A 14,181-nucleotide genomic window follows, 5' to 3' on the forward strand; every position below is an offset into this window, starting at 1 on the left:
GACCTGAACGGCGCAGCACGTTATGCGTCCCCCTGCTCCGTCCCACCTTCAGGTAAGGAGACAGCGTGACTCCTTACTTAAAGCATAGCCAAGGCTGAGTTACCTCCGTTGGGAAAAATCTAACATTCGCGTTTACTCCTTGTATTACGCAAAAAAAAGGGGTGTTTCAACACCCCTTTTCCCATCTTGTGACGGCTACGCCAGCTGTCTTAGCATGCGGCGGAGCGGCTCGGCGGCCCCCCACAGCAGCTGGTCGCCCACGGTGAAAGCCGACAGATACTCCGGCCCCATGTTCAGTTTACGCAGGCGGCCCACCGGGGTGGTCAGGGTGCCGGTGACGGCAGCCGGGGTCAGCTCACGCATAGTGATATCACGATCGTTCGGCACCACTTTGGCCCACGGGTTGTGCGCGGCCAGCAGTTCCTCAACGGTCGGAATAGAAACATCTTTTTTCAGCTTGATAGTGAACGCCTGGCTATGGCAGCGCAGCGCGCCAACGCGAACGCACAAGCCGTCTACCGGAATCGGTGAGGCGGTCGCGAGAATTTTGTTGGTCTCCGCCTGGCCTTTCCACTCTTCACGGCTCTGGCCGTTATCCAGCTGCTTGTCGATCCATGGGATCAGGCTGCCCGCCAGAGGAACGCCAAAGTTGTCCACCGCCAGTTCGCCGCTGCGGGTCAAAGAGGTGACCTTGCGTTCAATCTCAAGGATCGCGGAGGCCGGATCCGCCAGCTCAGCCGCAACGTGGCTGTGCAGTTGGCCCATCTGGGTCAGCAGCTCGCGCATATGACGCGCGCCGCCGCCGGAAGCCGCCTGATAAGTCGCCACGCTCACCCACTCGACCAGATCCTGAGCAAACAGGCCGCCGAGAGACATCAGCATCAAGCTAACGGTACAGTTGCCGCCAACAAAGGTTTTCACGCCGTTGTTCAGACCTGCGGTAATGACGTCCTGGTTCACCGGGTCAAGAATGATAATGGCGTCGTCCTTCATGCGCAGCGAAGAGGCCGCGTCAATCCAGTAGCCCTGCCAGCCGCTTTCACGCAGCTTCGGGTAAATATCGTTGGTGTAATCGCCGCCCTGACACGTGACAATAATGTCCAGCGCCTTCAGCGCTTCTAGATCAAACGCATCCTGAAGCGTGCCACCGGTACTGCCACCAAAAGATGGAGCAGGCTGCCCCAGCTGAGAGGTGGAGAAAAAAACAGGGCGAATGGCGTCAAAATCGCGCTCTTCAACCATGCGTTGCATGAGGACAGAGCCGACCATTCCGCGCCAGCCGATAAAACCAACATTTTTCATAACGTATTCCTGCGAGGTGTGTGCTGTTTGTTCCAGGCCAGTTTCCTACTGGTTAGTCCTTCACATTACAAAATGCAGCTAAAGTCGCAAGTGAAATTAATCAATGATTGCGAGGCAATCAGTAACGCAGCTAATTTTGCCTGATGGCCGCCGTCACTGGCACCCCGGAATACCCGAATAATTATCAGGGAGTTTACATTGTGAAGGGAATATTTTCCGCCGCTATTTTATTGATCCGGATTATGGATTACAGCAGAAATTCGGTTGTTTTATTCTCGCTGACCAAACTGGTTAAATCCAGGCGTGGCATGGGTTTATGAGCCATATGATGTTTGTCGTATTTCTGGTAGTGGCAGATCGGAAGAGGGGTAAAGCTAAGGGTTTTCGATATAAGTAGAGCGGGGAAATTAACCCGGCATCGCCTCGCTCCGCCGGGTGTTTCACTTTGTCGGTTAACTCAACAGCGTAAACGCAATCATACCGACTATCGCCCCGACGGTGCCGAGGATAGTTTCCATCATCGTCCAGGTCTTCAGCGTTTGCGCTTCGGTCGCGCCGGTAAACTTACCGAACAGCCAGAAGCCCGCGTCGTTAACGTGGCTGACGACGATAGAGCCGCCGGCGATGCAGATGGAGAGCGCCGCCATCTGCGCGCCGCTGTAGTGCAGCTGTTCAATAACCGGCATGACCAGACCGACGGCCGTCAGGCAGGCCACGGTCGCGGAGCCCTGAATAATACGTACCGCCGCCGCCAGCACAAAGCAAGTGATCGCAATCGGCAGGCCCATCCCGGTCAGCGCTTCGCCGAGCGCCGGCCCCACGCCGGAGTCGACCAGCACCTGTTTGAACACGCCGCCCGCACCGATCACCAGCAGAATAATGCCCGCTGGCTGAAGCGCATGACCGCAAATCTCCATCACCCGATCTTTGGCCATCCCCTGACGTACCGCCAGGCCATAGATCGCCACCAGGCAGGCAACCAGAATTGCGGTAAACGGATGGCCGATAAACTCAAACCATTCGTAGGCGGTAGAGCCTTCCGGCACAAAACGCGCAGCGATGGTTTTCAGGCCAACCAGCACCAGCGGCAGCAGAATTAAGGCCAGACTGAAGCCGAAGGACGGCATTTTGCCTTCGCCGAGGTGCGGCTCGCTGATATCGTCAGGCGTATGCAGCTCAACGTAGCGGCTGATAAAGTTACCCCACAGCGGCCCGGCAATAATCATCCCCGGGATCGCGGCGCACAGGCCAATCAGGATCATCCAGCCAAAGTCGGCGTGCATCTGTGATGCCAGCAGCATCGGCGCAGGCCCCGGCAGCAGGAACGCCGCGGCGGCGGCCACCCCGGCAAACAGCGGGATCACCAGCTTCACAAGGTTGGTACCGGTATGACGCGCCATCGAGAACGCCACGCTGATCAGCAGCACGATCGCCACTTCGAAAAACAGCGGCAGCGCGCAGATAAGGCCGGCCAGGCCTATCGCATAGTGGGCGCGACTATGGCCGAAAGATTTCAACATTTTGACGGCAATCTGGTCGACCGCGCCGGTTTCATGCAGGATCTTCCCGAACATTGCCCCTAGCGCGACGACGATAGCCAGAAAGCCCAGCGTGCCGCCCATGCCTTTTTCCATTGTCGCCGCGATCTTGTCCAACGGCATGCCGGAAAAAAGCCCTGCTCCAATAGAAACCACCATCAAAGCCACAAAGGCATGCATACGCGCCTTCATCACTAAAAACAGCAGCAGCAAAACGGAGCCGACTGCTGTTAAAACAAGCGTTAATGTACTCACTATTTACTGCCTTTGTTGATCACCTCAATGGTGCTGGCGACCACGCCTTCCAATGACTGGTCGATATCGACGATTAAAACATCGTTTTCATCCGTGCCCGGCTCTTGCAGCGTTTCAAACTGCGTAACCAACATCTGGGTTTTAAAGAAATGGCCTTTACGCGCCTTCAAACGTTGTTCGATAACTTCGAAATCGCCTTTAAGATAGATAAAAGAGAGGTTCGGGTTGCCTTTACGCAGGATGTCGCGATAGCTCTTTTTCAGCGCGGAGCAGACAATCAGCGACACTTTATTGGTACGCTGCATGGCAAACGCGGCATCGTTCAGCGCCTGCAGCCATGGGGTGCGGTCATCGTCATTTAACGGTTCGCCGGAAGCCATCTTGTTGATGTTGCTGCGCGGATGCAGAAAGTCACCGTCGAGAAACGCGGCGTGCAGTTGATGCGCCACTTCGCTGGCGACAGCGGATTTGCCGCTGCCGGAAACGCCCATCAGGACATAGATGTGGTGATCATGGTTAGTCGTGCTCAAAGCTTCCTCCCACTGGACACATACGCGCAGCCTGGCAGCGTTTAACGGCGTGGAACACTGGCGTACAGGTTAATTGTTACGGGTAACTGTTATCGGTAACATTGTCATGCCGGAGTTGTGGAGAAGCAATAACCATTCGTGCCAGATGTGAATATGTGTGATCTACTTCAAATTTGTCAGTTTAAATAGATCCGCCCGGTGACAATGTGAAACCTAAATCTAACATCTTAGGCGTCACCGCTTCACCGCGAATACGCGCCAGCAAACGCTCTGCGCCAATCCGCCCCATCCGCTCACGCGGCGTCAGCACGCTGGCCAGACGCGGCTCCATCACCTGGCCGATATCGTGGCCGTGGAAACCGGCAATCGCCATATCGTCAGGGATTTTCAGCCCCAGACGCTGGCACTCAAACGCCGCGCCGACCGCAAGGTCATCGTTGGTACAGAATATGCCGTCAAGCTGCGGATATTCACGACGCGCCTGGCGCATCAGCTCAATCCCCGAAGAATAAGAGGAAGACTGCTCAACCATCACGCTGTAGGGCGTCATCCCGGCATCAAGCATCGCCTGCTCGTACCCCTTCTGTTTGATGATAGTACGTTCATCAAGACGTGCGCCAAGATAGGCAACGTGACGGTGGCCATGATTGATAATCGCCGCGGTCATCTGCCGGGCCGCTTCAAAGTTATCAAAGCCGACGGCGATATCGAGACACGGCGACTGGCTGTCCATCAGCTCCACGACCGGGATCCCCGCGACTTCGATCATCTTCAGGGTGCGCGGCGTGTGGGTTCGTTCGGTGAGGATTAGACCGTCAATGTTCCAGGAAAGCATGGATTCCAGACGTTTTTCTTCCATTTCCGGCTTATAGCCGTAGTGCGCCAGCATCGTCTGGTAACCGAAAGAGTCGGTCACGCTTTCAATACCGCGCAGCACTTCTGAGAAAACCTGGTTGGTTAACGAGGGCAACAGCACGCCAATGGCGCGGCTGGTGGCATTAGAGAGGATGTCAGGGGCGCGATTAGGAATATAACCCAGTTCATCGAGAGCAACGGCTATCTTGCCACGCAGCGCTTCGGAAACCTGTTCCGGGTTACGTAAATAGCGACTGACCGTCATTTTGGTCACGCCGACAAGATCGGCTACATCCTGAAGTACGGGTCTTTTCTTTTTCATCGTCCTGACTGCGATCAACGGGGAAACATTTCCCCAGTTTATCACGGACAAAGCGCAACCTTCCCTAACATCCGGGAAGGTTGCGCAATTTATTTAGACCCGATCGGAGAACGATCAGACGGGCGGCAGATCGAACAGCAGAATTTCGCTATCGCTGTCGGCGTGTACGGAAATCGCCTGCTCGTCCCAAATCGCCAGGCCATCGCTGGTGGTAGCTTTCGTTCCGTTGATGGTGACTTCACCTTTCACCACCTGGATCCACACCCGACGTTCAGCGGCAATCTGGTGCACCGACTGCTCATCTTTCAGCAGCGCCCAGCGGTACAGCTCCATATCCTGGTACACCTTCAGCGAACCTTCACGGGCATCCGGCGACAGTACCAGCTGTTTGCCCTGCGCGGCGTCAAAGCGGCGCTGTTCGTAGCGCGGCGTGATGCCATTTTTTTCCGGCATAATCCAGATCTGGTACAGATGCAGTTTTTCCGTGGCGCTTGGGTTGTACTCAGAGTGACGAACTCCGGTACCCGCGCTCATGATCTGGAACTCGCCCGCCGGAACCTGCTCTTTATTCCCCATGCTGTCCTGGTGCTCAACGGCCCCTTCCAGCACGTAGGTCAGGATTTCCATGTCCTTGTGCGGATGGGTACCGAAGCCCTGGCCGGCATCAATCACGTCGTCATTGATCACCCGCAGCGCCGAGAAGCCCATAAAGTTAGGGTCGTAATAGTTAGCGAAAGAGAAAGTATGCCAGGAATCCAGCCAGCCGTGGTTAGCGTGGCCGCGTTCGTTAGCTTTACGTAAGTAGATCATGTTGCACCCCCGTATGTTTTCGATGGACTCAGTGTGGACCCAATCGCCAAACGATCATAGAGGGTGAAAATTGACTCCTCTGTTCAAAAAATATGAACGAGTACAGAGGAGCCATGATGGCTTACCGGGTAAGGGTAATCGTGGCAGGTGATGGCTGTTCAAAGCCGCGTTCGAGGATCTCCAGGTTTGTGAGAACTTCAGATTCCTTGACGAAATTTGGCTGACCGTTAATGAGGGTTTCATACAGCGAATCATAGACCCGCCCATAGTCGCCGGTTTCAAGCGGGATCTCTTCCCGTACGGTTTCCCCCGCCTCATTGACGTACTCCAGCAGACCAACCGTCTCATCCGCGCCGAATCCCGGCTCGCCCGGCATAACATTGGCCTTCAGGCTGGTCTCCTGCTGGTCGATACCGTATTTAATAAACGAACCTTTATGACCATGGACGATGAATTTTGGGTAGGGCAGCTTCACCAGATGGCTGGTTTTGACGATCGCCTTCAGGTTGCCGTAGAACAGCTGGGCCTCAAAGGTATCGTCCGGGTTGGCCTTATTGCGCAGGCTACGGATGTCATAAGAGACATGGTCCGGGCGACCGAACAGGGAGATAATTTGGTCCAGGGTATGGACGCCCAGGCCGTAGAATGTGCCGTCCTGAGGCAGCCCGGGTTTTCCTCCATCTACCGGACGATAGTTGTCGAAATGGTTTTCAATCTCGACGATCTCGCCAAGTTTTCCGCTCTCAATCACCTTCTTCGTGGTCAGGAAGCAGGAGTCGAAGCGACGATTTTGGTACGGCGTAACCGTCAGTCCCTTGCTTTTCGCCAGGGCGAATAGCGTTTTTGCCTCCTCAAGCGTCGGGGTAAAGGGCTTTTCGACCAGCACATTTTTGCCCGCCTCCAGCGCCCGTTTCGCATAGGAAAAATGGCTGTCCGCGTGGGTGCAGACAATCACCAGTTTGACCTGCGGGTCGTTAAGCACTTCCTCGAGGTCGCTGGTGAAGTGGATGTGCGAATACTGCGGAGCCTGTTCCTCCGGCTTTGCGCTGCGGCGGTAGATATGCGCCACATGCCAGCGTTCTTTTCGGTGCAGGACATAGGGAAGATGGTAGCGGGTGGTGCTTTTGCCGAATCCAATAAATGCGCAGTGCAAAGTCATAACGCTATCCTTATTTAAGGTCTCTGCTGTTAACCATAGCGCAAGCTGGCTGCAAACTTAACCCCTTCAATGAGTGTGCCAAATTCTTAAATGTTAAATTTAGCGCTCAAATTTATTGACCCTGCTGGCTAAATTCTGGATAAGAGGACCCCTCGGGAAAAGAACGTTTTTTATCCAGCGCGCTCACCGTTTCCCAAAATACGATGACTAAAGGAGTAGCCATCTCGTTCGCATGGAAAGCAAATATATCGCCTTAAATAGCGCCCTTCTCTTTTGGCTGCTTGGCCTGATGGCCTGGTGCTTCGAATCCACGTATCTGGCCTGGCTATCGGGCTCTTTCGCCTTATCCTCCTTCGTTTTTCATTTTCAATATCAGCGGATTAACCATATGTTTAAAAAGAACAAAATCATTGAATCTACGCCGCCGGCGGTGAATACGGCGGTACTCAACGGTGAATCTCCCTCCGCCATGGCCCGAAAACCGGCCACCACGGTTATCGCCGGCGGTATCCGCTTTGACGGAAACATTATCGCCGAGGGAGACGTCGATATTTACGGCACCGTAAGCGGCAATATCGACGCGCGAGAGAGCCAAATAAAGATCATGACCGGCGGTCTGGTAGAGGGGAATATCACCTGCTGCGAGCTGATTATTGACGGCTGCGTCATCGGCCAGTGCCGCAGCGAAACGATTGAAATCGATAAGAATGGCAACGTGACCGGCACGTTGGCCTACCGCACGCTGGCCATCAAAAAGGGCGGCGTTTTTTCCGGCCAGGCAGAGCTGCTGCCGGCGGCAGAAAAGAGCAACGTCGTAGGGTTTATCGCCGATACCGCTATTGAAACCAAAGATAAGGTTGGGGCGCAGTAGCAGCCATCCGGGTGCGGCGGAAAAAAGCAAAAAAAAAAGCCAGCACCCGGCTGGCTAAAGTAATACTGGAAGCAATGTGAGCAATGTCGTGCTTTCAGGCTTTCCGCAAGGGTCTCCCTGAATGCAGAGCAATAATAATCATTCTCATTCGCACTTGTCTACTCCTTTTTGCAAAAAATAGGCGTTGATCCCTTTTTTAAAGTCAGTGATCTTTAAAGGGACACTTAACCTAAAAAGGAAAATGAAGAATGAGCGACATCGTGATACGCCATGCCGAAGCCAAAGATTACGACGCAATCCGTCAGATCCATGCTCAGCCGGAGGTATATCACAATACGCTACAGGTTCCTCATCCTTCCAGCCATATGTGGCACGAGCGACTAACCGACCGACCGGGCGTCAAACAGCTGGTCGCCAGCATAGGTGACCAGATCGTGGGACACCTCGCCATTGAGGTTATCCAGCGCCCGCGCCGGAGCCACGTCGCCGATTTCGGCATTTGCGTGGATTCACGATGGCACAATCGCGGCGTTGCCAGTGAGCTGATTCGCACCATGATCGACATGTGCGACAACTGGCTGCGCGTTGACCGTATTGAGTTGACGGTGTTTGTGGATAACGCTCCCGCGGTGGCGGTGTATCAGAAATTAGGCTTTGAAATTGAAGGGACGGGGAGAAAGTATGCCCTGCGCAACGGCGAATATGTCGATGCCTACTTTATGGCGCGGCTGAAGGGATAACGCTCAACTAACCCTCTCCCGGCAGGGAGAGGGTCGGAGTAAGGGTACACCTAATACCCTGCCGTTAAATCATCCGGGGAACGCGGATCGGATGCGCCGTACAGCGTGCCGTCCGGGCCAACCATAATACTCTGGGTGCTGCCCATCGCCTCTTTCACCGCCACTTTCTGCCCTTTACTCTCCAGCAGCTTCAGCGTATCCGGGCTGAATCCCTTCTCCACCCGCAGTTCATCCGGCAACCATTGATGATGGAAGCGCGGGGCGTTGGTGGCTTCCGCGACGTTCATTCCGAAATCGATGGTATTCACCACCATCTGCAGTACGGTAGTGATAATGCGGCTGCCGCCAGGGCTACCGGTCACCAGCCAGGTTTTGCCATCTTTCACCACAATCGTTGGCGACATCGATGACAGCGGACGCTTTTTCGGCTCGACGGCGTTGGCGTCACCGCCCACCAGCCCGTAGACGTTCGGCACGCCGGGTTTAGCCGAGAAATCATCCATCTGATTATTCAGCAGAATGCCGGAGTTCCCCGCCACGATGCCGGTGCCAAAGGTCGTATTCAGCGTATAGGTCACCGCAACGGCGTTACCGTCTTTATCCACCACCGAGAAATGGGTGGTCTGGTTGCTTTCATACGGCGCCAGCTTGCCGGGGCGGATCTGGCTCGACGGCTTCGCTTTATTGATATCAATCTGTTCAGCAATTGATTTGGCGTACGCTTTGCTGGTCAGCGCCTGCCACGGCACTTTGACGAAGTCCGGATCGCCAAGGTATTCCGAGCGGTCGGCATAGGCGTGCTTTTCGGCTTCCGCCATCACCTGCATGGCATCGGCGCTGCCGAAGCCATACTTATGTATATCGAAGTTTTCCAGAATATTCAGGATCTGCACGATATGAATGCCGCCGGATGAAGGCGGCGGCATCGAGAACACCTGATAGCCGCGATACTCGCCGCTCACCGGCGTACGTTCGACCGCTTTGTAATTCGCCAGGTCCGCTTTGGTGATAAGCCCGCCGTGATTCTTCATCTCAGCGGCAATCTGGTCGGCAATCGCGCCTTTATAGAACGCGTCCGGTCCCAGCTCGGCAATCAGTTCCAGGCTTTTACCCAGCTGTTTTTGCACCAGCTTATCGCCCTTTTTCAGGGGCTCGCCGTTTTTCCAGAAGATAGCCCGGCTGTTGGCATGGTCGGGGATCACTTCGCTACCGTAGGTTTTCAGATCGTCGGCCAGCGCATCGTTGACCGCGAAGCCCTCTTCGGCCAGCTTAATCGCCGGGCGAATCACTTTGTTGAGCGGCATCGTGCCGTATTTTTCCAGCGCAAGGGAGAAGCCGGCGACGGTGCCCGGGGTACCGGAAGCCAGATGCGAGGTCAGCGATTTCTTACTGTCCGGGTTGCCCTGATCGTCGAGAAACATATCCCGGGTAGCCTGTTCCGGCGCCATCTCGCGGAAGTCGATCGCCGTGGTATTGCCATCTTTGGTTCGCAGCATCATAAAGCCGCCGCCGCCGATATTACCGGCCTGCGGATGGGTGACCGCCAGCGCGTAGCCCACCGCCACGGCGGCATCCACCGCGTTGCCGCCCTGACGCAGAATATCCACGCCTACCTTCGTTGCCAGCGCGTCCACCGAGGCCACCATCCCCTGCTGCGCGCGGACCGGATGAAAAACATCTTCCTCTACACCATAAGACACAGGCGGAGGAGCGGGATTTGCCGCGACGCTAAAACTGCCGCCCGCCAGCAACGCAGCGATGACCACCTGACGCCAGAGCGTTGTTTTTATCATTGTCATACTCCTGAATGATGTTTTTATTTACCCATAATCCTGGATGATAAGTCTTAAAAAATCATTGTTGTGCCGGAAAGAGGGTAAACTTAAGAGATCCCATGAAAGGGAGGAGAGAACAATGAAAGCTATGTTATATCTGGCGGCGCTGCTGCCGCTGAGCGCTCTGGCGCAGCCAATCAATATCGACAATAACCCCAATCAGCCGGGGTACGTGGTGCCCAGCCAGCAGCGAATGCAAAATCAGATGCAAACCCAGCAAATGCAGCACCAAAACAATCTTAAGCAGGGTATTCAAAGCCAGTCGCGCGCGCAGCAGCAGCATCTTCAGACGCAGTTGAATAACGACCGGCTGCGGGTACAGCAGAATGACAACCTGAACCGGCAGCAGCCTCTGCCAAACACCAACGGTGGAATGCTGCAACGCCAGACGACCCCGTAAGGGCCGCCTGGCGCAGGTGCAGATTATCCCGGGAAGTTGGGACCGATGACGTCAATCGCATCGGTGCAGATGCTGTCCACGCCCCAACGCAGCAGCTCGGCGGCGCGCTGCGGTTTGTTAACGGTATACACCAGAATATGCAGACCCGCGGCCCTCAGGCTCGCCACGCGCGCTTCATCCAGCAGCTTATGGTTGAGATGAATAGAGACACAGCCGAGGCGCGCGGTTAGTTCGCGCCAGTCGTTGCGCCACTCATCCAGCAGCAGCCCTCGCGGCAGCTCGGGGGCGGCTTCCTGCGCGGCTTCCAGGGCATCGATTTCAAACGACGAGAGCAGCGGCGGGGTCATGCCCTGCCACAGCTCACGCGCCGCCAGCGCTACCGCTTTACCGGTCAGCGGACCGGTACCGGTGGTCGGTTTGATTTCGATATTCGCCTTCATACCGTGCTGACGGCAGCGGTCCGCGACCTCGCTCAGCAGCGGCAGCGGCTCGCCTTTGAACTCGCCGCTATACCAGCTGCCGGCATCCACTTTCAGCAGATCGTTCCACGCCAATTCACCCGCCACGCCCCAGCCGTTGCTGGTGCGTTCGAGATTGTCATCGTGCAGTAAAAAAATCTGCCCGTCTTTCGATAACTTAGCGTCAAACTCAATCATCGTATGGCCGTAACGAGCGCCAGTATCGATAGCCGCCAGGGTATTTTCCGGGGCCAGTTTACCGCCGCCGCGGTGGGCGACGATATGAGGATAAGGCCAGTGACTCATGCGCGTTGTCCTGTTTCACTATCAAAAAGGTGCAGACTTTCCTGCGGCAGATGCAGCCACAGGGTACTGCCCGCCTGCGGTCGCTGCTGGTGCGGCAGCCGGACCACCAGCTTCTGCTCGCCCCAGCGCCCGTGGGCGAGGTTGTCGGCGCCTAAAATTTCCAGCGTATCCATCACCAGCGGTACGCCACCTTCCGCCTGGGAGCTTAATGCAAAATGTTCCGGACGGATACCCAGCGTCATCTTACGCCCGGCGTAGCGGCGATGCTCGCTGTTGATCGGTAAAAGCATCCCACCCGCAAGCTCGAAGCGGCTACCGTCGTCGCTGACCCGGCCTTCCAGCAGGTTCATTGCCGGACTGCCGATAAAGCTCGCGACAAAGCGACTGGCTGGCTTTTCGTACACCTCGACCGGTGTGCCAATCTGCTCGGCGACGCCTTTATTCATCACCATCACCCGCTGCGCGAGGGTCATCGCCTCCACCTGATCGTGGGTCACGTACAGCGAGGTGGTTTTCAGCCGACGATGCAGGTGCTGCAGCTCAAGACGCATCTGCACGCGCAGTTTGGCATCGAGGTTGGAGAGCGGCTCATCAAACAGAAATACCGCCGGGTCGCGCACGATAGCCCGCCCCATCGCCACGCGCTGACGCTGGCCGCCGGAGAGTTCGCGCGGACGGCGCTTCAGCAGGCCGTCCAGCTCCAGAATGCGCGCCGCTTCCTGGACGCGCTCAGCAATTAATCCTTTACCTAAACCGCGAATTTTCAGGCCCCACGCCATATTCTCTTCCACGCTCATATGCGGATAGAGGGCGTAGTTCTGAAACACCATCGCAATGCCGCGGTCTTTCGGCTCCATTTCGGTGACGCGCTTGCGGTCAATCCAGATATCGCCGCTGGTGACCCGTTCCAGGCCCGCCACCATGCGCAGCAGGGTTGATTTTCCGCAGCCCGAGGGGCCCACCATCACAATAAATTCGCCGTCCGCGACGTCCAGCGTCAGCGGTTGGATCACCTGGGTTTTGCCATCCCAGCTTTTGGTTACTGCCTGTAGCTTAAGTCCTGCCATTTTATTTCTCACTATCCACTAGACCACGCACAAACGCGCGCTGCATGGCTAAAACGATGACAACCGGAGGAATCAGCGTGAGCAGCATCGCCGCCATCACCTGATTCCACTGCGTGGTGCCCTGGCCGATGGCGATCATCCCTTTGATGCCCGCGACCGCCGTGCCGAGATTCACGTCGGTAATGATCAGCAGCGGCCACAGATACTGGTTCCAGCCGTAGATAAAGGTGATGACGAACAGCGCCGCCAGGTTGGTTTTCGACAGCGGCAGCACGATGTCGCGGAAGAAGCGCATCGGCGACGCGCCGTCGATACGTGCGGCCTCTATCAGCTCGTCCGGCAGGGTCATAAAAAACTGGCGGAACAGGAAGGTCGCGGTCGCCGAGGCCATCAGCGGCAGCGTGAGCCCGGCATAGCTGTCGAGCATTTTCAGGTTGGCGATCACTTCCACCGTCGGGAAAATACGCACCTCAACCGGCAGCATCAGCGTGATGAAAATCATCCAGAAGAACAGGTTACGCAGCGGAAAACGAAACCAGACGATGGCGAAAGCGGAGAGCATCGAGACCGTAATTTTGCCTACCGTGATGCCGAAGGCCATGATGAAGCTGTTGAGCATCATTAGCCAGAACGGCGCGCTATTGGCCCCTACGCCGTTCACCCAGATAAATTTCATGTTTTCGAGCAGATGGCCGCCGGGAATCAGCGTCATCGGCGTATCAAAGACCGCTTTACTGTCCAGCGTCGCCGCGACAAAGGCGACATACAGCGGAAACAGAATGACCGCGATCCCTAAAATCAGCATGGTGTGGCTGAAAATCGTCAGCCCGCGTCGATTCTCAATCATTGGTAGCGCACCTTTCGTTCAACGTAGCGGAACTGCACCACCGTCAGAATGATGACGAGGAACATCAGCACCACCGACTGGGCGGCGGAAGCGGAAAGGTCGAGCCCGGCAAAACCTTCGCGATAGATCTTATAAATCAGCGTTGTCGTCGCCTGAACCGGCCCGCCGCCGGTTGCGGCATCAATAACCGGGAAGGTATCGAAGAAGGCGTATACCAGGTTCACCACCAGCAGGAAGAAGCTCACCGGGGCGATCAGCGGCAGCGCCAGCCTGAAGAAGCGGCGAACCGGACCGGCGCCGTCAATCGCGGCGGCTTCTACCAGCGAGCGGGGAATAGATTGCAGCGCGGCGAAGAAGAACAGGAAGTTGTAACTAATCTGCTTCCACACCGAGGCGAAAACCACGAGGAACATCGCCTGGCCGCTGTTCTGCGCGTGGTTCCAGTCGTAGCCCATCTCGCCGAGGAGATGGGTAATTAGCCCGCGTCCCGGGTTGAACAAGAAGATCCATAGCACCGCCGCGACTGCGGGCGCAACGGCATAAGGCAGCAGCATCAGCGTCTGATAGAAGCGACTGCCGCGCACCACGTAATCCACCAGCGCGGCGAAAAACAGCGAGATCAGCAGACCGCTGACGGTAACCATCGTACTGAACTTAATGGTGGTCCAGAAGGAGTCCAGGTAGTACGGGTCCTGAAAGAGGGCTAAAAAGTTATCCAGGCCGACAAACTGGCTGGAGAGCCCAAAAGGATCGACGCTCTGCAGCGAATACCACAGCGCTTCGCCTGCGGGCCAGATAAAAAAGATGACGGTGATGACCAGTTGCGGCGCGACCAGCACATAGGGCAGCCAACGCGAGCGGAACACCGGACGGGATGATGACATAG

Annotated in this window: 14 protein-coding genes; 3 read left to right on the forward strand and 11 right to left on the reverse strand. The window is 56.1% G+C overall.

Going from position 1 to position 14,181, the window contains the following annotated elements; all coding sequences use genetic code 11:
* Positions 1-195: 195 nt before the first annotated feature.
* The 6 genes from asd to IYV58_RS25520 form a co-directional block, all read right to left on the reverse strand.
* The gene (asd, locus tag IYV58_RS25495; RefSeq protein ID WP_004106493.1) at positions 196-1,302 is read right to left on the reverse strand and encodes an aspartate-semialdehyde dehydrogenase; all 1,107 of its coding nucleotides are present in this window, start codon (positions 1,300-1,302) and stop codon (positions 196-198) included.
* Between the two features lie 452 nt (positions 1,303-1,754).
* The gene (gene gntU / locus IYV58_RS25500; RefSeq protein ID WP_004126107.1) at positions 1,755-3,095 is read right to left on the reverse strand and encodes a gluconate transporter; all 1,341 of its coding nucleotides are present in this window, start codon (positions 3,093-3,095) and stop codon (positions 1,755-1,757) included.
* The gene (gene gntK / locus IYV58_RS25505) at positions 3,095-3,625 is read right to left on the reverse strand and encodes a gluconokinase (RefSeq protein ID WP_004126110.1); all 531 of its coding nucleotides are present in this window, start codon (positions 3,623-3,625) and stop codon (positions 3,095-3,097) included. The genes gntU and gntK overlap by 1 nt, the downstream gene beginning before the upstream one ends.
* A gap of 181 nt (positions 3,626-3,806) precedes the next feature.
* Positions 3,807-4,802: a gluconate operon transcriptional repressor GntR gene (gntR, locus tag IYV58_RS25510; RefSeq protein WP_004106498.1), complete on the reverse strand. Its 996-nt coding sequence runs from the start codon at positions 4,800-4,802 to the stop codon at positions 3,807-3,809.
* A gap of 114 nt (positions 4,803-4,916) precedes the next feature.
* Positions 4,917-5,612 (reverse strand): pirin family protein, encoded by a 696-nt coding sequence (locus IYV58_RS25515; protein ID WP_024359821.1) that lies wholly within the window; start codon positions 5,610-5,612, stop codon positions 4,917-4,919.
* Between the two features lie 121 nt (positions 5,613-5,733).
* Complete coding sequence (locus tag IYV58_RS25520) at positions 5,734-6,771, reverse strand: oxidoreductase (protein ID WP_004126116.1); 1,038 nt, start codon at positions 6,769-6,771, stop codon at positions 5,734-5,736.
* Positions 6,772-7,003: 232 nt separating this feature from the next.
* On the opposite strand from IYV58_RS25520, the gene IYV58_RS25525 reads away from it, so the two are divergent.
* Entirely contained in the window at positions 7,004-7,642 is a 639-nt protein-coding gene (locus tag IYV58_RS25525; RefSeq protein WP_195729318.1) for a bactofilin family protein, read from the forward strand.
* A 248-nt stretch (positions 7,643-7,890) separates the two neighbouring features.
* Entirely contained in the window at positions 7,891-8,382 is a 492-nt protein-coding gene (yhhY, locus tag IYV58_RS25530; protein WP_142468097.1) for an N-acetyltransferase, read from the forward strand.
* Positions 8,383-8,432: 50 nt separating this feature from the next.
* Here the strand turns inward: yhhY and ggt are convergent, their stop codons facing one another.
* Positions 8,433-10,175, reverse strand: coding sequence for a gamma-glutamyltransferase (gene ggt / locus IYV58_RS25535; RefSeq protein ID WP_087828639.1), 1,743 nt, complete (start codon positions 10,173-10,175; stop codon positions 8,433-8,435).
* A gap of 121 nt (positions 10,176-10,296) precedes the next feature.
* Between ggt and IYV58_RS25540 the strand changes: the two genes are divergently transcribed.
* Positions 10,297-10,617 (forward strand): DUF2756 family protein, encoded by a 321-nt coding sequence (locus IYV58_RS25540; RefSeq protein ID WP_123828699.1) that lies wholly within the window; start codon positions 10,297-10,299, stop codon positions 10,615-10,617.
* 23 nt (positions 10,618-10,640) lie between these two features.
* Here IYV58_RS25540 and ugpQ read toward each other — a convergent pair whose 3' ends face one another.
* Genes ugpQ through ugpA form a run of 4 tightly spaced genes read right to left on the reverse strand, consistent with a single transcriptional unit; the run spans position 10,641 to position 14,179 of the window.
* Positions 10,641-11,381 carry a glycerophosphodiester phosphodiesterase gene (gene ugpQ / locus IYV58_RS25545; protein WP_142470196.1) on the reverse strand — a complete coding sequence of 247 codons (741 nt, stop codon included), beginning with the start codon at positions 11,379-11,381 and terminating at the stop codon, positions 10,641-10,643.
* On the reverse strand, positions 11,378-12,448 hold the full coding sequence (locus IYV58_RS25550; RefSeq protein WP_004126131.1) for a sn-glycerol-3-phosphate import ATP-binding protein UgpC: 1,071 nt from the start codon (positions 12,446-12,448) through the stop codon (positions 11,378-11,380). Before IYV58_RS25550 ends, ugpQ begins: the two co-directional genes overlap by 4 nt.
* A 1-nt stretch (position 12,449) precedes the next feature.
* The gene (ugpE, locus tag IYV58_RS25555; protein WP_004116045.1) at positions 12,450-13,295 is read right to left on the reverse strand and encodes a sn-glycerol-3-phosphate ABC transporter permease UgpE; all 846 of its coding nucleotides are present in this window, start codon (positions 13,293-13,295) and stop codon (positions 12,450-12,452) included.
* Positions 13,292-14,179: a sn-glycerol-3-phosphate ABC transporter permease UgpA gene (gene ugpA / locus IYV58_RS25560; protein ID WP_004126134.1), complete on the reverse strand. Its 888-nt coding sequence runs from the start codon at positions 14,177-14,179 to the stop codon at positions 13,292-13,294. The genes ugpE and ugpA overlap by 4 nt, the downstream gene beginning before the upstream one ends.
* Positions 14,180-14,181: the final 2 nt, after the last annotated feature.

The organism is Klebsiella sp. BDA134-6, assembly GCF_015601345.1.
Taxonomy (GTDB): Bacteria; Pseudomonadota; Gammaproteobacteria; order Enterobacterales; family Enterobacteriaceae; genus Klebsiella; species Klebsiella grimontii.